At 65.0% G+C, this 19,558-nt stretch carries 19 protein-coding genes and 1 other RNA gene; 14 read left to right on the forward strand and 6 right to left on the reverse strand.

What is annotated here, in order from left to right; translation table 11 throughout:
* Window positions 1–823 precede the first annotated feature (823 nt).
* From DYQ94_RS19105 to DYQ94_RS19130, 6 genes are all read left to right on the forward strand, one after another.
* A complete protein-coding gene (locus DYQ94_RS19105; RefSeq protein WP_046345023.1) occupies window positions 824–3,322 on the forward strand; it encodes a ribonucleoside-diphosphate reductase subunit alpha in 2,499 nt (832 codons plus the stop codon).
* Between the two features lie 185 nt (window positions 3,323–3,507).
* Window positions 3,508–4,551 (forward strand): ribonucleotide-diphosphate reductase subunit beta, encoded by a 1,044-nt coding sequence (locus DYQ94_RS19110; RefSeq protein WP_046345022.1) that lies wholly within the window; start codon window positions 3,508–3,510, stop codon window positions 4,549–4,551.
* 200 nt (window positions 4,552–4,751) lie between these two features.
* On the forward strand, window positions 4,752–5,237 hold the full coding sequence (locus DYQ94_RS19115; RefSeq protein WP_039521114.1) for a flavodoxin: 486 nt from the start codon (window positions 4,752–4,754) through the stop codon (window positions 5,235–5,237).
* Window positions 5,209–5,535, forward strand: a complete 327-nt coding sequence (locus DYQ94_RS19120) for a thioredoxin family protein (RefSeq protein ID WP_024940689.1) — start codon at window positions 5,209–5,211, stop codon at window positions 5,533–5,535. Before DYQ94_RS19115 ends, DYQ94_RS19120 begins: the two co-directional genes overlap by 29 nt.
* Window positions 5,536–5,575: 40 nt before the next feature.
* Entirely contained in the window at window positions 5,576–6,028 is a 453-nt protein-coding gene (locus tag DYQ94_RS19125) for a hypothetical protein (protein ID WP_126966423.1), read from the forward strand.
* A gap of 38 nt (window positions 6,029–6,066) precedes the next feature.
* Entirely contained in the window at window positions 6,067–6,471 is a 405-nt protein-coding gene (locus DYQ94_RS19130) for an acyl-CoA thioesterase (RefSeq protein WP_054591206.1), read from the forward strand.
* 6 nt (window positions 6,472–6,477) lie between these two features.
* On the opposite strand, the gene DYQ94_RS19135 is transcribed toward DYQ94_RS19130, so the two are convergent.
* From DYQ94_RS19135 to DYQ94_RS19150, 4 genes are all read right to left on the reverse strand, one after another.
* A complete protein-coding gene (locus DYQ94_RS19135; RefSeq protein WP_024940686.1) occupies window positions 6,478–6,993 on the reverse strand; it encodes a hypothetical protein in 516 nt (171 codons plus the stop codon).
* A gap of 377 nt (window positions 6,994–7,370) precedes the next feature.
* The gene (panE, locus tag DYQ94_RS19140; RefSeq protein WP_184429183.1) at window positions 7,371–8,315 is read right to left on the reverse strand and encodes a 2-dehydropantoate 2-reductase; all 945 of its coding nucleotides are present in this window, start codon (window positions 8,313–8,315) and stop codon (window positions 7,371–7,373) included.
* A 5-nt stretch (window positions 8,316–8,320) separates the two neighbouring features.
* Entirely contained in the window at window positions 8,321–9,124 is an 804-nt protein-coding gene (locus tag DYQ94_RS19145) for an ABC transporter permease (RefSeq protein ID WP_016903649.1), read from the reverse strand.
* Entirely contained in the window at window positions 9,121–10,137 is a 1,017-nt protein-coding gene (locus DYQ94_RS19150; protein ID WP_126966424.1) for an ABC transporter ATP-binding protein, read from the reverse strand. The genes DYQ94_RS19145 and DYQ94_RS19150 overlap by 4 nt, the downstream gene beginning before the upstream one ends.
* A 35-nt stretch (window positions 10,138–10,172) precedes the next feature.
* Here DYQ94_RS19150 and DYQ94_RS19155 point away from each other — a divergent pair, with 35 nt between their 5' ends.
* Window positions 10,173–11,000 carry a ferredoxin--NADP reductase gene (locus DYQ94_RS19155; protein ID WP_024940738.1) on the forward strand — a complete coding sequence of 276 codons (828 nt, stop codon included), beginning with the start codon at window positions 10,173–10,175 and terminating at the stop codon, window positions 10,998–11,000.
* A 260-nt stretch (window positions 11,001–11,260) separates the two neighbouring features.
* Here DYQ94_RS19155 and dmeF read toward each other — a convergent pair whose 3' ends face one another.
* Window positions 11,261–12,292: a CDF family Co(II)/Ni(II) efflux transporter DmeF gene (dmeF, locus tag DYQ94_RS19160; protein WP_160954441.1), complete on the reverse strand. Its 1,032-nt coding sequence runs from the start codon at window positions 12,290–12,292 to the stop codon at window positions 11,261–11,263.
* Between the two features lie 65 nt (window positions 12,293–12,357).
* Here dmeF and DYQ94_RS19165 point away from each other — a divergent pair, with 65 nt between their 5' ends.
* Window positions 12,358–12,630, forward strand: a complete 273-nt coding sequence (locus DYQ94_RS19165; protein WP_039514053.1) for a metal/formaldehyde-sensitive transcriptional repressor — start codon at window positions 12,358–12,360, stop codon at window positions 12,628–12,630.
* A 62-nt stretch (window positions 12,631–12,692) separates the two neighbouring features.
* Window positions 12,693–12,767, forward strand: a non-coding RNA gene (locus tag DYQ94_RS19170) — sX9 sRNA.
* Between the two features lie 282 nt (window positions 12,768–13,049).
* Here the strand turns inward: DYQ94_RS19170 and DYQ94_RS19175 are convergent.
* Complete coding sequence (locus DYQ94_RS19175) at window positions 13,050–14,615, reverse strand: GH39 family glycosyl hydrolase (RefSeq protein ID WP_126966427.1); 1,566 nt, start codon at window positions 14,613–14,615, stop codon at window positions 13,050–13,052.
* Between the two features lie 328 nt (window positions 14,616–14,943).
* Between DYQ94_RS19175 and DYQ94_RS19180 the strand changes: the two genes are divergently transcribed.
* Genes DYQ94_RS19180 through DYQ94_RS19200 form a run of 5 tightly spaced genes read left to right on the forward strand, consistent with a single transcriptional unit; the run spans window position 14,944 to window position 19,340 of the window.
* Window positions 14,944–15,531 carry a hypothetical protein gene (locus tag DYQ94_RS19180; protein WP_126966428.1) on the forward strand — a complete coding sequence of 196 codons (588 nt, stop codon included), beginning with the start codon at window positions 14,944–14,946 and terminating at the stop codon, window positions 15,529–15,531.
* Window positions 15,528–15,728: a helix-turn-helix transcriptional regulator gene (locus DYQ94_RS19185; protein WP_016903655.1), complete on the forward strand. Its 201-nt coding sequence runs from the start codon at window positions 15,528–15,530 to the stop codon at window positions 15,726–15,728. The genes DYQ94_RS19180 and DYQ94_RS19185 overlap by 4 nt, the downstream gene beginning before the upstream one ends.
* Window positions 15,729–15,788: 60 nt before the next feature.
* Entirely contained in the window at window positions 15,789–17,372 is a 1,584-nt protein-coding gene (locus DYQ94_RS19190) for an alpha/beta hydrolase (protein ID WP_160954442.1), read from the forward strand.
* A gap of 31 nt (window positions 17,373–17,403) precedes the next feature.
* Complete coding sequence (locus DYQ94_RS19195) at window positions 17,404–18,150, forward strand: ABC transporter ATP-binding protein (protein ID WP_024940732.1); 747 nt, start codon at window positions 17,404–17,406, stop codon at window positions 18,148–18,150.
* Window positions 18,147–19,340 (forward strand): ABC transporter permease, encoded by a 1,194-nt coding sequence (locus DYQ94_RS19200; protein WP_126966430.1) that lies wholly within the window; start codon window positions 18,147–18,149, stop codon window positions 19,338–19,340. Before DYQ94_RS19195 ends, DYQ94_RS19200 begins: the two co-directional genes overlap by 4 nt.
* Window positions 19,341–19,558: the final 218 nt, after the last annotated feature.

Genomic DNA, 19,558 nt, shown 5'->3' on the forward strand with positions numbered 1-19,558 from the left:
AAGTACGTCCATGTAGGCTCTTACGCGGCATCCATGCCGCGTAAGGTCCCGCGACGGTGAGCGGACAAGGACCAGTCGAGATGGTCGGTGTGCACGGTTTTCAACAAAGCGGGCAGCCATCTTTCTGCTGCGGTGAGGGCGCCGCGCCCTCGACCCGACGTCGGCAGCGGCGAGTTCCTCCCATTGCCGGTGTCAGGGCAGGCCCCCCAGGCGTGCGGTGCCACCTGAGACAGTCACGGCCAACCGTGACCGGCTTCAGTCTCGATGGGTGTCGCAGCCAACCTAACCGGACCCAACTGATCGACAGAATTACCGGTTTGGGCCTTGACTGCGCAGTCCAATTGGACGGGTTCGCAGCCTTGCGCCGACCGTTCGTCAGACAGTGCTTTGTGCTGTAAGGGTTTTCGGGATTTTCCTACATTTGGTGTTGACCCCTCCGGGGGACCCCACTATCTTGGGGGAGTCGGTGGTTGGTCGCCCCAAGGCGTCCGGACCAGTGAGAGCATGATTTGCAGCAGGTTGCCAATCAAACGCCTCTCCGCGGCGGCAGCAACGAACGATCACAGCCATCCGGGCGTCGCCTGGAGCGGGCGGCGTGGTCTCGTTGCGCCGCGGTTGTTTCGCCACCGACCACTGCGCGACAGCACACCGCGCGGTGGCGGCCGTGGAATCTCCGGGAAGGAGATGGCTGGTGAAGGCGATGCCGCCGCAGACCGTGGGTCTTGCGTGCTGGTCGTCGCGCACCGCCATCGCTATCCAGGGAGTCCGGATCCGGCCGCAACCCGTCCCCAGCCGGGTTCGTGTGCCTACGCATGGAGGACGCATGACCACCAACGACACCCTTGCCGCGATCGCCACCGGTACCGCAACACCCACCAGCGTTCCTGCCAGTGTCAGCGCGCCCGGTTGCGGCGCGCCGGAATTGACCGACCCGTCGGACATCGTGCCGCCTCCCCGCCAAGCCATTGCAATGCACGCACAGACCATCGAAGAACAAGCCGTCGCCACCTGGATCACCAAGGAAGCCGGCAACCGTCGGATTCCGTTCGAGCCGGAGCGCCTGGAGCGCGCCATCGACCAGATCCATGCCGAATTCCCGCAGCTGGACGTGGCCGACTACAAGCGCTCGGTGTTTGGCTTCGTCGACCGCAAGGACAGCGTCAACGCTGACGACCTGGTCGACCACCTGATCCGCGAGGCCGAGGCCCGCGTCGATCTGACCACCCCGGAGTGGGAGCACTTTGCCGCGCGCCTGTACCTGCGCCGCCTGTACAAGCGCGCCAGCCGCAACCGTTTCTACGACGCCAGCCAGAAGTACGGCTCGTTCGTCGGCCTGCAGGAGAGCCTGGCCGACCGCAATGTCTATTCCAACGACATCCTGCGCCGCTATTCCAAGGACGAGCTGATCGAAGCCGGCAAGATGATCGAGCCTGAGCGCGACAAGCTGTTCGCCTACAACGGCCTGTACCTGCTGGCCACGCGTTACCTGGCCACCGACAACTCGCGCGGCGTGTTCGAGCTGCCGCAGGAGCGTTGGCTGACCATCGCGCTGTACCTGATGCAGGACGAGATCGGCAACGGCAAGGGCAGCCGCGAGCGCCGCATGCAGTTGGTCGGCGAGGCCTACTGGGCGCTGTCCAACCTGTACATGACCGTGGCCACCCCGACCCTGGCCAATGCCGGCAAGGTCGGCGGCCAGCTGTCGAGCTGCTTCATCGACACCGTCGACGACAGCCTGCAGGGTATCTACGACTCCAATACCGACGTGGCGCGCGTGTCCAAGCACGGCGGCGGCGTGGGCGCGTACCTGGGCTATGTGCGTTCGTCCGGTTCGGCGATCCGCGGCGTGTCCAATTCCTCCGGCGGCGTGGTGCCGTGGATCAAGCAGCTCAACAACACTGCGGTGTCGGTGGATCAGCTGGGCCAGCGCAAGGGCGCCATCGCGGTCTACCTGGACATCTTCCACCGCGACATCGAGGCGTTCCTGGATCTGCGCCTGAACAACGGCGACCAGCGTCTGCGTGCGCACGACGTGTTCACCTCGGTGTGCATCCCCGACCTGTTCATGGAAGCGGTCGAGCGTCGCGGCGACTGGTACCTGTTCGATCCGCACGAAGTGAAGCGGATCAAGGGCTGGTACCTGCAGGACTTCTACGACGAGAAGAAGGGCGACGCCAACAGCAGCTTCCGTCGCAAGTACGAGGAAGTGGTTGCCGACGAGCGCATCACCCGCAAGACGGTCAAGGCGATCGAGATCTTCAAGCGGATCATGGTCAGCCAGCTGGAAACCGGCAACCCGTTCATGTTCTATCGCGATGAAGTCAATCGCAAGAACCCGAACAAGCACGAGGGCATGGTCTATTCGTCCAACCTGTGCACCGAGATCCTGCAGAACATGAGCCCGACGCGGATGATGCAGGAGATCATCAGCGGCAATCAGATCGTCACCACCAAGAAGGCCGGCGACTTCGTCGTGTGCAACCTGTCCTCGATCAACCTGGGCCGCGCGATCACCGTGCAGGCAGACCAGGCCGATCTGCTGGGCGCCGACGTGCTGGAGCGCTTGATTCCGATCCAGGTGCGCATGCTCGACAACGTGATCGATCTGAACCAGTTGCCGGTGCCGCAGGCCACCATCACCAACCAGAAGTACCGTGCCATCGGCCTGGGCACCTTCGGCTGGCACCATCTGCTGGCGCAGAAGTCCATCCACTGGAATGCCAAGGAAGCCGAGGACTACAGCGACGAGCTGTACGAGCGCATCAACTATCTGACCGTCCAGGCGAGCATGGAGCTGGCCAAGGAAAAGGGCACCTACAGCGTGTTCCGCGGCAGCGACTGGCACACCGGCGAGTACTTCCGTGCGCGCGACTACAACAGCCCGCAGTGGCTGGAGCTGTCCGCGCAGGTAGCCGTCAACGGCGTGCGCAATGCCTGGATGCTGGCGGTTGCGCCAAACATGAGTACCGCGCAGATCGCCGGTTCCACCGCCTCGATCGACCCGATCTACAGCGCGTTCTACTACGAAGAAAAGAAGGACTTCCGTCGTCCGGTCGCCGCACCTGGCCTGTCGCTGGAAACCTGGCCGTACTACGAAAAGGGCGCCTACAAGGTCGACCAGTTCGCCAGCGTGCGCCAGAACGCGCGTCGCCAGCGGCACGTCGACCAGTCGATCAGCTTCAACTTCTACGTGCCCAGCACCATCCGTGCGAGCACCTTGCTGGACCTGCACATGACCGCCTGGCGCGAAGGCCTGAAGACCACGTACTACGTGCGCTCCAACGACATCGACATCAGCGAATGCGAGTGGTGTTCGAGCTAAAGCGCATGCAGTAGCTAAGCGCATTCGCGCTTCGCTTCCACGGTTCGCGTTGCGAACCGTGGACCCTGCTTCATCAGCTCCCACACCCCCGCGCCCTCGGCGCGCCCCCTGACTCAGGGGGCTTTCCTCCAGATTGATTTGTTGCGCCGCCGTACGCGCGACGCCTGAAACACGAGTAGAAACCCATGTCCGCAACATCGCTTGAGCGCATCAAGATCCTGGAGCCGCGTCACCCGAACCGCTCCACCGCCATCATCAATGGCCAGACATCCGGCATCCTCAACTGGAACGACATCCCGTACCCGTCCTTCTATCGGGCTTACAAGGAGCTGTCGACCAACTTCTGGATCCCCGACGAAGTGGACATGAAGGGCGACGCGCGCCAGTACAACGAGCTGTCGGCGCGCGAAAAGAACGCCTACGACTCGATCATCGGCCTGTTGGCCACGCTGGATTCGCCGCAGACGCGCTTCATCTACAACGTTGCCGAATACATCACCGACCCGGCCGCGCATGCCAATGCCGCGATCATCGGCCAGCAGGAAGTGATCCATAACGAGAGCTACAGCTACGTGCTGGCCTCGATCACCGGCCTGGCCGATCAGAACCGCGTGTTCGAGATCGCGCGCACGCATCCGACCATCATCAAGCGCAATGCGCCGATCATGGGCGCCTACGAAGACTTCATGCGCGACAAGACGGCCGAAACGCTGATCCGCGCGCTGATCCAGTCCTCGATCCTGGAAGGCATCAACTTCTATTCCGGCTTTGCGTATTTCTACAATCTGGTCCGCCAGAACCGCATGACCGGCACCGGCAAGATCATCAGCTTCATCAACCGCGACGAGCTGGCCCACTCCAAGTTCATCAGCGAGCTGATTCGCGCCATCATCGGCGAGAACCAGGCGCTGCAGGGCGACCAGCTCACCGATTACGTCCACAAGGCGTTCGAGCACGCGATCGACCTGGAAACCCAGTGGACCGCCGAAGTGCTGGACGGCATCGACGGCATCGATGTCGACGAGATGATCCGCTACGTGAAGTACCGCGCCAACAAGATGGCCGGCATGCTCGGCATCGAGAAGCTGTACGAAGGCGCCAACGACAACGTGATGCCGTGGATCAAGGCCTACGCCGACAACTTCACCGAAACCAAGACCGACTTCTTCGAGATGCGGAATGCCTCGTACAAGAAGACCAACTCGGATAACGGCTTCGACGATCTGTGAGGATCCGGGATTAGGTATTCGGGATTTGGGATTCGTCGCAGCCGCATCGATGCGCTTTACGAATCATCAAGATCCGGGATTGGAGAGTGGGTAGGCGGGATTTGCAACAGCAACTTGATGGGCTTTGACGAATCTCCACTTCGACTCTCCAATCCCTGCTTTAGACGAATCCCTAATCACGACTCCCGAATCCCCGCCTCATGAACATCCTGCTCGCACTGGCCTCGTTGAGCGGCAACACGCGCGATGTCGCGCGCAGTGTTGCACTGCGCTGCGAAGCGGCCGGGCATGCGGTGACCTGGGTGGAAACCGATGTGCAGACGCTGGCGCAGGTGCCGCATGCGCCGGGGCAGTACGAACTGTTTCTGCTCGGTAGCTGGACCGACAACGGCGGCCGTACGCCGGCAGAGATGAAACGCTTCATCGTCGAGTTGGTCGAGACGCTGGGCAAGCCGCCGCGGGTGGCGGTGTTCGGCACCGGCGAAACGCAATGGGGCGAGGACTATTTTTGCGGCGCGGTGCATCGCATCGCCCAGTTCTTCGCCAGCCCGTTTCCACGTTTGACCATCGAACAGATGCCCCACGGCCAGCGCGACGCGCAGGCCATCGCCGCCTGGACCGACGAGGTCCTGGCCCAATGCAAGAACGATCCCCATGATGCAGACCATTACCGTCACGTCGCCTGAGCACTACACCGCCGCCCTGGCTGCGCATCCGCGCCTGCTGGTCGACTACTACAAGGACAATTGCCCGGGCTGCAAGATGCTCGACATGTCGCTGACCAAGTTTGCCGCGAGCGAGGACGCCGCAGGCGTCGCACTGCTCAAGGTGAAGCTGGAAGTGGTTGGCGAGGAGTTCTTTCGCAGTCTGGGCCTGCGGCAGACGCCGACGTTGGCCTTGTTCAAGGACGGCGCGGAAGTGACACGTCTCCCAGGTTTCCAGTCGCCGGCGCAGGTCGAAGCGGCGGTCCGCAGCGGGCTGTGAGCGCGCCGGAAGTCCATCGCAACCGCGCAGGCTTCCGGCGATGAACGCCACCGTCACCATCGTCGCCTGGAGCTTCCTGCTGGCGGGGCTGGGGTTGTTGACCGGTGCGGCGCTGTTGCCCGATCAGGCGCGCTGGATCCTGTTGCTGCTGGGTGTGGCGTTCGGCGGCGTGGGGGGCGGCATCCTCGGTTATCGCGTCTGGCATGCGCGGCGTGCTGCGTGGTTGCGCCGGTATGGCACGGTGGTGGAAGCCCGCTTCGTGTGCGTCGAACGCAATGCGTCCTTGCAGGTCAACGGCGTGCACCCGTTCCGTATCCTTGCCCATCGCCAAGACCGCACGCACAACACCCTGACTGAGTATCGCAGCGACAACCTGTGGATCGATCCGCAGCCGTTTCTGGTCGACGGGCAACCGCTGCGGGTCCTGGTCGATCCACGACGCCCGGCGCGCTACCACATGGACCTGAGCTTCCTGCCGACGCTGCGCAGCTGATCTGGCTGGCTTTCCTTCCTTCTTCCGGTACCGCCTTCATGAGCAGCTCCACCACCGTTGCACCGACCGAGGCCCGCATGGCCGAGATCGTGTTCCCCAACCACACCAACCACATGGGCACACTGTTCGGTGGGCAGGCGCTGGCGTGGATGGACAAGGCCGCCTTCCTGGCCGCCTCGCGCTATGCACGCCGTGCGGTGGTGACCGCGCGCTCGGACCAGGTGGATTTCAAGCTGCCGATCCGCCAGGGCCAGATGGTGGAAACCATCGCGCGGGTGGTCTCGGTGGGGCGCAGCTCGATCAAGGTGGAAGTGGAACTGATCGCCGAAGACCTGCTCAGCGGCGCACGCGAGCTGTGCACCCGCGGCCACTTCGTAATGATCGCGCTCGGCGACGACGGCAAGCCGACCACGGTGCCGCCGCTGCCCGCGGTCAGCAGCTGAGGGCGCTTATTCCTCGACCTCGCGGTCCTCGCGCTTGGTTTCCGCCATCGCCTCGGGCTCCAGCTCTTCGGCGCTGCGATTGAGTTTGACGAATACGCCCCAGGCGATCAGCAACAGCGCCGCGCACAGGCCCACCGCCGCCGCATACGGCAGCTTGGCCGGGTCGTCGTGCATCAGCTCGAAGATCGACACCAGCGTTTCGATCGCCAGCGCAATCACGATCACCACGAAGAACCGCGACAGGTAGCGGCGTACGCGCGTGGGGCCGCTGACCTTGACGTCGCGCAGGATCTCTTCCTCGAAGATGGTCTGGCCCAGCTCCAGCGTCACCAGCGCCACGGTGAGCAGGCCGATCGCCTCCAGCACCACGTTGAAGCGGTCGCGCACCACCATGTCGCCGCCCGGGGTAAAGCCATGCCACAGCTCCAGCCCGGCCATCGCCACCAGACCCGCCGCGCACAGCACGAAAAACGCCAGGATCACGAAATGACCGGCACGGAACAGGTGGCTGAGCGCTTTCATCGGCGGCGACACGGGCAAGGGGGACGCAGAGCATCGTGTGCACCGCGTCGTTGCAGCGCGAAGGCAATGGCAACATCGACGTCGATGGCATCGCGCTGTGGAGGCATCGCGTGAGGTGTGCGATGCGTTACCAGTGCGACGTCGGCACCTGATCGAAGCAGGCCTCAGCGGCCCGCTGTTTGCGCAGATCGCCCACGATCGGCGTAACAAAGGCGCCAACTAGCTGCGACCTCCGTTACCCGAGGGGCAAGCCGCGCCCCAAAGAAAAGCCGGCAGCCGAAGCCGCAGCCCTTCCCCCACCGAGGGAAGGTGCCCGCAGGGCGGGTGGGGGTACGGTTCACACGCAGCCCAACAACCGCCCGCACACCCCAACACTCTCAGCTATGCCGCAACACCTGATACGCCTGCAGATGCACATTCGCCGCCATCAGCAGCGGCGCGTTGCGCCCTGTCTCGCGCACCCGCTTCAACATGTCGCCGACGATCTGCGCCGCTTCCACGTCCTGGCCGGCTTCCAGATCGCGCAGCATCGAGGCCTTCAGCGGCGAATCCACCTGCAACAAGGTCTGCAGCGCCTTGGCGCGCGCAGCTTCCGGGATCGGCTGCCCGGCCGCATCGGCGGCCCACAGGCATTCGTTGTACAGGCCGTTGATCAACGCGCGGCCGTCGTCGGTGGCCACGATCGCCCCGACCGGCGCACGCATCAGGCAGGTGGCCGCCGCCAGCGCGGTGAGGAAGCTGTACTTGATCCATTGCTCCTGCGCGATCTGCTCGCTGGCCACATGATCGATGCCGGCCTGCGCGCAGGCCGCCGCAAGCGCCTGCACCCGTGCCGACGCGGCGCGGCCATCGCGCTCGCCGAAGGTCATCGCCGCCGGCTTGCCCAGGTGCAGGATTTCGCCGTGCTCGCCCTTGGTCGCGCTGATGAAGCACAGCCCGCCCAGCACGCGTGCGGCACCGAAACTTTCGTCCAGCGCCGCGTAATGCCGCAGGCCGTTGAGGATCGGCAGCACCGTCGTGTGCTCGCCCACCGCCGGCGCAATCGCCTCGATCGCGCTATCCAGGTCGTAGGCCTTGCAGCTGAGGATCACCAGATCGAACGGCCGCTGCGCTACCAGGGCCGGCAGGTCCTGCGCGGTGACATGCGCCACCGGCAGATCCGCATCGCCCAGCGGGCTGCGGATGCGCAGGCCATCGGCCTGCAACTGCGCCGCCCGCGCAGCGCGTACCAGAAAGGTCACATCGACCCCGGCCTGCGCCAGGCGTCCGCCGAAATAACCGCCGGTGCCGCCGGCGCCGAGGATGAGGATACGCATCGCCATCGTCATCAGCTCCGCAAACCCACGCCACGGCGCAGCAGCCACAGTGCCAGCGCGCTGAGCACCGCGACAAAGCCCAGCATCAGCGCGTAGGCGACCCAGATCGGCACGTCCGAGCTGCCGAGCAGGCCGTAGCGGAACGCGTTGACCATGTAGAAGATCGGGTTGGCGTGGGTGGCCGCTTCGGCCCACGGCGGCAGCAGCTTCACCGAATAGAACACGCCGCCCAGATAGGTCAGCGGGGTCAGGATGAAGGTCGGCACGATCGCCACGTCGTCGAACTTCTTGGCGTACACCGCATTGACGAAGCCGGCCAGCGAGAAGATGGTCGCGCCCAGCAGCACCGTGGTCAGCGTGACCAGCGGATGCGGGATGCGCACCGGGGTGAAGAACATCGCGATGATCAGCACCAACGCGCCGACCATCACCCCGCGCAGCACGGCGCCGGAGACGTAGCCCCACAGGATCACCCAGTTGGGCATCGGGCTGACCAGCAGCTCTTCCACATGCCGGCCGAACTTGGCGCCGAAGAAGCTGGAGGAGATGTTGCCGTAGCTGTTCTGGATCACGCTCATCATCACCAGGCCCGGCACGATGAACTGCATGTACGAGTAGCCGCCCATGTCGCCCACGCGCGAGCCGATCAGCCCGCCGAAGATCAAGAAGTACAGCGTCATGGTGATGGCCGGCGGCACCAGGGTCTGGCCCCAGATGCGCAGGATGCGCTGCACTTCGCGGCGCACGATGGTGCCCAGCGCAATCCAGTTGCGGCGCGCGTTGGTGGGTTCGGTCACGGTGCGGATCTCGTTCATGGCTGGCCTCCGCTGCGCGGCTGCGCGGGCGGTGTGCCGTTGGGGGCGACAGGCGTGGGGGCGGTGGCCGGTACCGGGGCGTCACCGGTCAGGCGCACGAACAGCTCTTCCAGCCGGTTGCTCTTGGTGCGCATCGAGCGCACCCGGATGCCGGCGCTGCCGAGCGTGGCGAACACGCGGTTGAGGTCCATCGCGCGCGGCATGTCCAGGTCCAGCGTGTGGCCATCGATGGCGGTGAGCGTGGTGCCTTCGATCACCGGCAGCTCGGCCGGCAGGTCGCCGTCGATATCAAACAGGAAGCCTTCCACGTCCAGCTTGGCCAGCAGTTCGCGCATCGGCCCCTGGGTGACGATCTGGCCGTGGTTGATGATGGCCAGGTTGCGGCACAGGTGCTCGGCTTCTTCCAGGTAATGCGTGGTCAGGATGATGGTGGTGCCGGCGGCGTTGATCTCCTTGAGCACGCGCCACATGTCGCGGCGGATCTCGATGTCCACGCCGGCGGTGGGCTCGTCCAGGATCAGCAGCCGCGGCTGGGTCATCATGGCGCGGGCGATCATCAGCCGGCGCTTCATGCCGCCGGACAGCGTGCGGCTCATCACCTGGGCCTTTTCCCACAGGTGCGAGCGGCGCAGCTCGGCTTCGGCCAGCGCGGCGGCCTGCTCGCGCGGCATGCCGTAGAAGCCGGCGTAGTTGACCAGGATGTCGAAGGGTTTTTCGAACAGGTTGAAGTTGACCTCCTGCGGGACCAGGCCGATCAGGCGCATCGCATCGCTGCGTTGGCCGACCAGGTCGGTGCCGAACACTTCCACCTGGCCGGCGGACAGGTTCACCAGCGAGCTGATAATGCCGATCAGGGTGGATTTGCCGGCGCCGTTGGGGCCGAGCAGGGCGAAGAAATCGCCTGGCGCCACGTCCAGCGAGACGCCCTTGAGCGCCTGGGTGCCGTTGTCGTAGGTCTTGCGCAGATCGCACACACGCAGCGCGGGTGCGGTGATCGGAGATGGAGAATTCAAGATGTTCCTTCGCGTCAGCGTGACGGCGCAGCGAGTTGCAGGCCGTTATTATAGAAGCCCGCGGGGGCAAGCCCCGATCACAGACTGTCCCAAATACGTTCGTGCCCGTTCAATTCCCCCTCAAGCTTGTCGACCGGCGCATGATTGCGCCCACCGTGGCCCACTGCCAGTTCCTGCGTGACGACGGGCAGCCGCTGGATTTCCAGCCCGGGCAGTTCATCCAGATCCATTTCGATGCCGCCGACGGCACGCCGACCAAGCGCAGCTATTCGCTGGCGACCATCCACGACCATGCGCTCGGACCGGGCGAGGCGGTGGATATCGCGGTGAGCTTCGTGCCCGGCGGCTCGGCCACCGCGCTGTTCGAAGGCCTGCAGATTGGCGACCAGTTGCAGGCCAGCGGGCCCTACGGGCGCTTCTGCCTGCCGCCGGGCGACCACAACCGGCGTTATGTGCTGATCGCCACCGGCACCGGCGTCACCCCGTACCGCTCGATGCTGCCGCTGCTGGCCGAGGCGATCGCCACCCGTGGCGTGCAGGTGCTGCTGCTGCAGGGCGCGCGCACGCCGGCCGAGCTGTTGTATGGCGACGACTTCCGCGCGTTTGCCGATGCGCATCCGCAGTTCCGCTACGTGCCGTGTTTTTCGCGCGAGCTGCCCGAGCAGCCGCATGCCGATGTGCGCCAGGGTTACGTGCAGCAGCAGCTAGCCGAATGCGCGCCCGACGCGCAGGGCGATATCGCCTACCTGTGCGGCAACCCGGACATGGTGGACAGCTGCATCGAGGCGTTGAAGGCAGCCGGCCTGCCGAACGCGCAGATCCGCCGCGAGAAATACGTCAGCCCGGCTCCGGCGAAAACCTGAGCCAGTCGCACGGTGCCGGGCTGGCTTGCTCGGTACCCGCCGATCGCGCCCGGTGCGCGGGTCCCGACGCGTTCAAGGCCGCTCGACAGCATCGCGATGCTGTCCCGGCTATCCCTCCCGCCCACTGTGCGCTGCTGCAGTCGCATCCTGTGCTCCGGCGCGTGGTGCAACTGGAGCCACTGCTGCTCGGGCTGGCATTTTCGCTGACCGCTTCCGCGCTCACTACTGCAGGGCGCCGGATGCAGCGCCCTGCGGAATCGTCAGGCCGCAGCCCGCGCCACTGGCGGGCGCTGCAGCTCGACGGTGATGTGCACCAGTTCTTCGTGGATCTGCAAGGCAGCGCGGACCAGGTCCGCACCGATGTCGGCCGCAGTGACCAGACTGACGACACAGGCATAACGATCGCTGCCCACGCGCCAGACATGCAGGTCGTCGATGTCGATGGCATGCGGCAGCTCGGCGATGACCTGCTTCACTTCTTCCACCACCGGTGCATCCATCTCCGCATCCAGCAGCACGCGGCCGGTGCTGCGCAGCAGTCCCCATGCCCATACGGTGACCAGCACCGCGCCGACGATGCCCATGATCGGATCCAGCCAGGTCACGCCCCAGTACATGCCGGCGAGCAGCGCGACGATCGCCAGGACCGAGGTCGCCGCATCGGCCACCACGTGCAGATACGCGGCACGCAGATTGAGATCGGCATGAGCATCATGATGACCATGACCATGACCATGACCATGACCATGACCATGACCATGACCATGACCATGACCATGACCATGACCATCATGCGCGTGGGCGTGACCGTGGTGATGGCCATGCGCATGGCCGTGCGAGTCGCGTAACCACCAGGCGCAGATCAGGTTGACCAGCAGGCCGATGACGGCAATGACGGTGGCTTCCTGGTACTGGATGGGCTTGGGCGAGAACAGCCGTTCCAGCGACTGGAACGCCATCAGGCCGGCCACGCCCAACAGCAGGATGGCGCTGGTATAGCCGCCCAGCACTTCGACCTTCCAGGTGCCGAAGCTGAAACGCAGGTCGTTGGCATTGCGCCGCGCGAAACGGTAGGCAAACAGTGCCAGCCCCAGCGCCAGTGCGTGCGAGCTCATATGCCAGCCATCGGCGAGCAGGGCCATGGAATTGAGCGTCCAGCCGCCGACGATCTCCACCAGCATCATGACCACGGTCAGGATGACGGCCTTGCGGGTGCTGCGCTCGGCGAGCGGGTTGGCGCTGGCGAATGTGTGCAACTGCGCGCAATGCGGCGCGGCGTGCGTGATCGACATCGGAAGAGGCTCTGGCTACGATACCCCCCAAGGGTATCTCAGATACCCCCAGGGGGTATATGGCAATGGCACATCTGAATCAGGACAAATCCAAACTGCTTGCCCGCGTGCGCAGGATCCGTGGGCAAGTGGAGGGGCTGGAGAAAGCCCTGGCGCAGGACGTGGACTGCACCGCGTTGCTGACGCAGGTGGCGGCGTTTCGTGGCGCTGCGCAGGGCCTGATGGTCGAGCTGCTCAGCGAGCATTTGAAGCACCACGTCGCGGCACCGGAGGCGCTGGGCGAGCGCGAACTGGCGGTCGACGACATCACCGCCATTCTCAAGACCTATCTCAAGTAAGAGCGGTCATCAAAACGACTGCGCTCACCGTCAGGTGGTCGCGGCCGGTGCTTGGAATGGGCATGTACCACTCGTGCACTACGGTTCCTCCGCGCTGTCTGCACCCGCTGGTCACTGCGCGCTACGTTTTGTTTGCCGCTTCAAGTCCTGCACATCGGATCCAAGCGATCACGCCGATTCGATTTCAACCTTGTGCGCTGCGCGGGCTGAGCGACGGCCCAGCGCGCTGGACCTTGATGATGTCGTGCCTGCAGTGTCCTGCGGCGATGCGCGCGACGTGCCGCAACGCACGCGTGACGCACCCGATGTCGCAAACGATGCACGGTCGGGACATCGCGCCGAACTGCGCGCATCGTTGCGCGCACGCAATCCACACCCAACGCCTCGCCTGATTGCAGGCGCAACGGCGTGCCGGGCGCTCAGCGCGCCGACGGCTCCAGCGTCATCAGCACCACATCGTTGCTGCGCATCGGCACGCGGATCTCCACCATGCCATCGGCGCCGACGCGTACGCGCCGGTCCTGCTCGGGCGTGTCGCGCGTGGCTTGCTGCAACTGCGCCAGCTGCCGTGGCGCCAGGTCCTTGGGCATGCCCATGTCGATGTACAGCGACAGCGGATCGTTGCGCCGGTAGCCGGTCTTGCGCACCTGCAGCCGGTAGTTGCCGGCCGGCACGTGTGCCAGGCGGAAGACCAGCGCTGCGCTGTCGGTGCTCGGCACCTGCTTGGTATAGAACGGGGTATTGCTCACCGCCTGCACCGGCTGCTGCCAATCCCAGGCCAGCGCGGCGATGCGCTGGCCATCCACCGCCGCAAATGCGTGCGCATCGCGCAGCGGAACATCGCGGCCCTTGAGCGCGTTCAAGTACTTGTAGGCAAACCACGCCGGCTTGCGGATGCCCTCGCGATTCATCAGCCCGAAGCCGCCGTGGAAGGGCGTGGGCGGCGGACCGGGTTCTTCGAACAGATCGGTGTAGGTCCAGTAGCTCATGCCCTGCACCAGGCCTTGCACCTGCTTGAGCTTGGTCAGGATGTAGGGAGCGTTGATGTAGCTGTCGTGGACGAAATCGCGCGGCGTATAGCTGCTGCTCCACTCGGTGAAGTACAGCGGCAGATCCGGAAATGGCGAGGCCTGGATCTGCGCACGCACGCGGCGCACGTCGCCGACGATGGCATCCGGCGATGCCGACAGCTTGACGTCCTGCTTGCCATCTTCATCGAGAAAGCCGCCCTCCACGCCATAGGTATGCGTGGTGACGAAGTCGATCGGCAGTTTGTGCTTGGCAACGAAGGTCAGCAGTTCCGGCACCCAGTCCGCACCGGCGGTGGAGGGGCCGCCGACGCGCAGCTGCGGATCGATCGCCTTGATCGTGCGCGCGGTGTTCGCATACAGGTCGAAGTAGGCCTGCTGGTCGGCGTTCTCCCAGAAATCCTTGAGGTTGGGCTCGTTCCACACCTCGAAATACCACTGCCGCACTTCGTCGGCACCGTAGCGCGCACGGATGTGGCGCACGTACGCATCGATCAGCTGCGTCCACTTGGCCGGGTCCGGATGCGAGGTGTTGCCCTTCCAGTAGAAGAGCGTCTGTTCGGAGGTCTTCATCGCGGCGGGCGTAAAGCCCAATTCCACGAACGGACGGATGCGCTTGGCCAGCAGCGCATCGTAGAGCTGATCCAGTTTGGTCCAGTCGTAGACGAGCGTGCCGTCGACGTCTTTCACCGTGCCGAGCACGTCATGGAACACGTCGTGGAAGCGGATATAGCGAAACCCCAGCTCCTGCACCGCCGGAACCAGTTGCGCCTGGCTGTCGCTGCGGATCAAGGTGCCGGGAAAGTCCGAGCCGATCGACAGGTCGTAGAACCGGTCGACCGGTCCAGCGGCGCTGGCCAGATCCAGCTCGATCGTGCGAGGTGCGGCGACCTGCGCCATGGCAGAGCTCGCCATGCAGCCGCTCAGTGCAATTGCCAACCAGATCTTCAGACGCATCACCGCTCCCGCCAATGTTCGATCGCGGAGCGTAACCCAGCTCCGGCCCGGTGCTGCGGACGGGCGTGCTTGGTCTTCCTGCTGCCAGCGTTGCGTGGCGATGGGCAGGGATTGCACGCGGTCGAGTGTGTAAAGGGTGCTTGACAGCTGGCCGCGCCCGGCGCATCGTGCCTGTCAAGTTGACTTGACAGGCGAAGGGAATGCGTCAGCAGCATCGGCAATGGGAGTGCATACCGGCGTGGTCGGCGCAGCGACCGCTGCGCAGCGATAACGGGATGGAGGGCACTGACCTGCCAGTGCGTCCATCGGACCGCGCGAGGCAACGCGCATGACCCGCTGCAGACGCAATGCGCTACTGGCGCTCTGCCTGGGAGCCGGCCTGCTCGCCGTCAGCGCGCTCGGTCGTTGGCAACTGCTGCCGCTGAGTGCCCACCTTGCCGGGCTCTGTGCCGGCGCGGGCGTGTCCTGCCTGGTGCTGTCGCTGCTGCTCTTGCTGTCGCGCGGTAGCCTGCGCGACAGCACACGGCCGGCATTGGCGCGGCGCTATTACCGCGAATTCGGCGTGCCGATGGGCCTGTATGTGGTGGTGATGCTGTTCTGGAGATATTTGCTTGCGCATGTGGATCCAAGCTGGGCACGCGTGCTGATCGCCTTGTTGCCGGCCGTGCTGGTCGCCCTGGTGATCCGCGCGGTGGCGCGCTACGTGCGCGACTCGGACGAAATGCAGCGGCGCATCGAACTGGAGTCGATCGCCATTGCCGCAGGCCTGGTCAGCGGCGCGTACATGACCGGCGGGTTCCTGCAGGCTGCCGACTTGATCGACATCCCTGCGACGGTGGCGATGTTGTGGGTATTTCCGATGTTGTGCGCCATCTACGGCGTCACCAAAAGCATCAATGCCCGACGGTTCGAATGAATAGCCGGGTGCGCGAATTGCGCGAGGCCAGCGGCTGGTCACAGGGCGAGTTGGGCGAACGCCTGGGCGTATCGCGGCAGACCATCAATGCGCTGGAAACCGGCAAGTACGATCCCAGTCTGCCGTTGGCATTTCGCATCGCGCGTCTGTTCGGGGAATCGATCGAGCACGTCTTTCTTTACGAAGACGGGCAGTAGCCGCGCCGGTCACACCCGACCGGATGCGGCGTCAGGGGACAGGAACTATCAGGAGAGATGGTGAACATGGTGAAGCAACCCACACTGGTGGCGGCGCTGCTGATCGCATTGCTGGCAACCGGATGCCAGCCTGCGGACCAGCCAGCTGAAAACACGGCTGCCACGACCAAGACGGGCGCAGCCACGCCCGGCCTCGCGCAGCCGCAGACCGGCACCGCCGCAGGCAATCGTTACGGCACGCTGCAATTTGCACCGTGCACGCTGAGTTCCGGCAGCGCGGCCGGCAATATCGAGGCGCAATGCGCCAGCCTGCGCGTGCCGGAAAACCCGGCCGCGCCGACCGGGCGCAGCATCGATCTGAAGATCGCCTGGCTGGAAAGCGAGGCCGGCGCCGGCAGCACGCCGGATCCGGTGTTCTTCATTGCCGGCGGACCGGGACAATCGGCCACCCAGGTCGCCGCGATCGTGGACATGGGGCTGCATGAAGTCCGCAAGCGGCGCGACATCTTCCTGGTCGACCAGCGCGGCACCGGCGGTTCGCATCCGCTTGCGTGCCGCGATGCCGCCGGCAAGCCGCTCGTACTGGAAAACAGCAGCGCCGCCACCGCCGAGCAATTGACCGATTACGCACGCCAATGTGCACAAGGGCTACGCAACGATGCCGATCCGCGCTATTTCACCACCAGCGAGGCGATTGGCGATCTGGATGCGGTGCGCGCCGCACTGGGCGTGCAGACGCTCAACCTGATTGGCGGCTCCTATGGTACCCGGGTCGCACAGCACTATGCGGCGCGCTATCCGCAACACACACGCACGCTGGTGATCGATGGCGTGGCGCCGAACGATCTGGTGATCGGCGGTGAGTTCGCGCGCACGTTCGAAGATGCGATCGCGTTGCAAGCCACCCAATGCCGCAAGGACGTGGCATGCGCTAAACGCTTTCCGGTGGACACGCGCACGCAGCTACGGCAGGTGGTGGAGCGCTTGCGTCAGGCGCCGGTTGCGGTGGATTACCGCGACCCGCGCACCGGTGAACTGCACCACGAGCAGGTGACGGCCGATACCGTGGTCGGCCTGGCGTTCGGGTTTTCGTATGTGCCGCAAACCGCCTCGTTGTTGCCGCTGGTGCTGGACGAGGCGGCGGCAGGGCGTTACGCCTCGCTGATGGCGTTGGCGCAGATGAGCGCCTCGGACATGTCCGACCAGATGAATCGCCCGATGCAATGGTCGGTGCTGTGCAGCGAAGACGCCGGCCGCTACACGCCGCCATCCGGCAAGGACGACACCTTGCTGGGAGCGGAAGTGGCGCAGATGTTCTTTGCGCCCTGCAAGGCCTGGCCGACCAAGCCGACCCCGGCTGCCGACGCCGCACCGTTCAAATCCAAACTGCCGGTGTTGTTGCTGTCGGGCGAGCTGGACCCGGTGACGCCGCCGCGCTATGCCGAGCGTGTGCTGCAGGGCCTGCCCAATGGCCGTCACCTGGTGGCGCCGGGGCAGGGCCACGGGGTGTTTCGACTGGGCTGCATGCCCAAGGTGCTGGGCCAGTTCCTGCAGACCGCCAATGCCAAGGCACTGGATGCGCAGTGCGTGGCCAGCCTCAACAATGTGCCCGCGTTTACCTCGTTCAACGGATGGGAACCATGAGCCGCACCGACCACGCCACGGAGGCGCACGCATGATCGTCGTCGACAAGCTGCACAAGTCGTTCAAGACCAAGACCGGGCTGGTGAAGGCGGTCGATGGGGTCAGTTTCAGTGCTGCCGATGGCCAGATCACCGGCCTGCTCGGTCCCAATGGCGCCGGCAAGACCACCACCTTGCGCATGCTCTACACGCTGATGTCGCCCGACCAGGGCAGCGTCACCGTGGATGGCGTGGATGCCGCCCGCGACCCGGTGACCGTGCGCCGCGCGCTGGGCGTGTTGCCGGATGCGCGCGGCGTCTACAAGCGGCTGACTGCGCGCGAGAACATCGCCTATTTCGGTGAGCTGCATGGCCTGTCGCGTGCGCGGATCGCCGAGCGCACGCGCCTGCTGTCGGCCGCGCTGGACATGGACGACATTCTCGACCGTCAGACCGAAGGCTTCAGCCAGGGCCAGCGCACCAAGACCGCGATTGCGCGCGCGCTGGTGCACGACCCGCGCAACGTCATCCTCGACGAGCCCACCAACGGGCTGGATGTGATGACCACGCGCGCCATGCGTGGCTTTCTGCAGCAACTGCGTGCCGAGGGGCGTTGCGTGATCTTTTCCAGCCACATCATGCAGGAGGTGGCGGCGCTGTGCGATCGCATCGTCATCGTCGCCAAGGGCACGGTGGTGGCCTGCGGCAGCGCCGACGAACTGCGCGCCAGCACCGGCGAAGACAATCTGGAAGACGCCTTCGTCAAGGCGATCGGCTCGGACGAGGGACTGCACGCATGAGCAGCACATCGTTGTTGTCCACGCTATGGACGGTGCTGCGCAAGGAGTTGCGCGACATCGGCCGCGATCGCCGCACGCTCGCACTGGCCTTGCTGCTGTCGCCATTGCTGTATCCGGTGCTGATCCTGGGCATGGGCGCATTGAGCGAAAGCCGCGTGCGTACGCAGATCGACAAGCCGTTGGAGATCCCCATGCTCGGCCGCGAGAACGCGCCCAATCTGGTGCGGTTCCTGGCCGCGCAGGGCCTCAATGCGGTCGATGCGCCGGCCGATCTGACCGCCGCGATCCGCAACCAGGATGTGGATGTGGCACTGCGCATCAGCGACAGCTACGCCGACGATTGGCGCGCCGGGCGTCCCGCGCTGGTGGAGGTCATCAAGGACAGCACGCGGCGCGAGGCCGACGTGCCGAGCCTGCGCCTGCAGGCTGCGCTCGGCAGCTATAGCCAGCAGGTGGGTGCACTGCGCCTGCTGGCGCGCGGTATCGATGCGCAGGTGGGCAGGCCGCTGGAAATCGCCGCGCAGGATCTGGCCACCGCCGACGCCAAGCGCGGGCAGATGATGGCGATGCTGCTGCCGGTGCTGCTGGTGATCACCTCGTTCCTGGGTGGCGCCTCGCTGATCCTGGATGCCACTGCCGGCGAGCGCGAACGCCAGTCGCTGGAACCCTTGCTGGCCACCCCGGCGCCGCGCAGTGCGATCGTCAGCGGCAAGATCGCCGCCGCCTGCGTGATCGGCATGGTGTCGCTGTTGCTGACCTTGCTGGCCTTCAAGTTGAGTGCGCAGCTGTCCACCTCGAACCTGGGCCGCCAGCTCAACGTCGGCTTCGTGCCGATGCTGCAGATGCTGTTCATCCTGGTGCCGATGCTGTTCATCGGCACCTCGCTGCTGACCTATCTTGCCGCCGCCGCCAAGAGCATGAAGGAAGCGCAGGGGCATATGACCTGGCTGTTGCTGCTGCCGATGCTGCCGGGCTATGCGCTGATGGCGTATCCGCTGAAGACGCAGCTCTGGCATTTCGCGGTGCCGTTTCTGGCGCAGAACCAGATGCTGCTCAAGGTGATCCGCCACGAGCAGATCAACGCGCAGACCTGGGCGGTGTATCTGCTGGCGGGCTTCGGTGTGGCCGCGGTGCTGTGGTACGCGGCGGTGCGGCGCTATCACCAGGAGCGGCTGGCGATTTCCGGTTGATGTTCCTTCTCCCATTGGGAGAAGGTGTCTGAAGTGCGGATGAGGGTACGGATCACCAGCAAACAAAAAGCCCGCATCGCTGCGGGCTTTTTGTTTGGCGCCCACATTCGCCGGGAGTGCAGTGCACCGATCGTCGGCAGCCATCAGCCATCAGCCATCAGCCAGCAATCAACAAACGATCGACCAATCAGGCGATCAACGACCAAGCAACCAAGCGA

This window comes from Xanthomonas sp. LMG 8993, from assembly GCF_009835065.2.
Lineage (GTDB): Bacteria > Pseudomonadota > Gammaproteobacteria > Xanthomonadales > Xanthomonadaceae > Xanthomonas > Xanthomonas arboricola.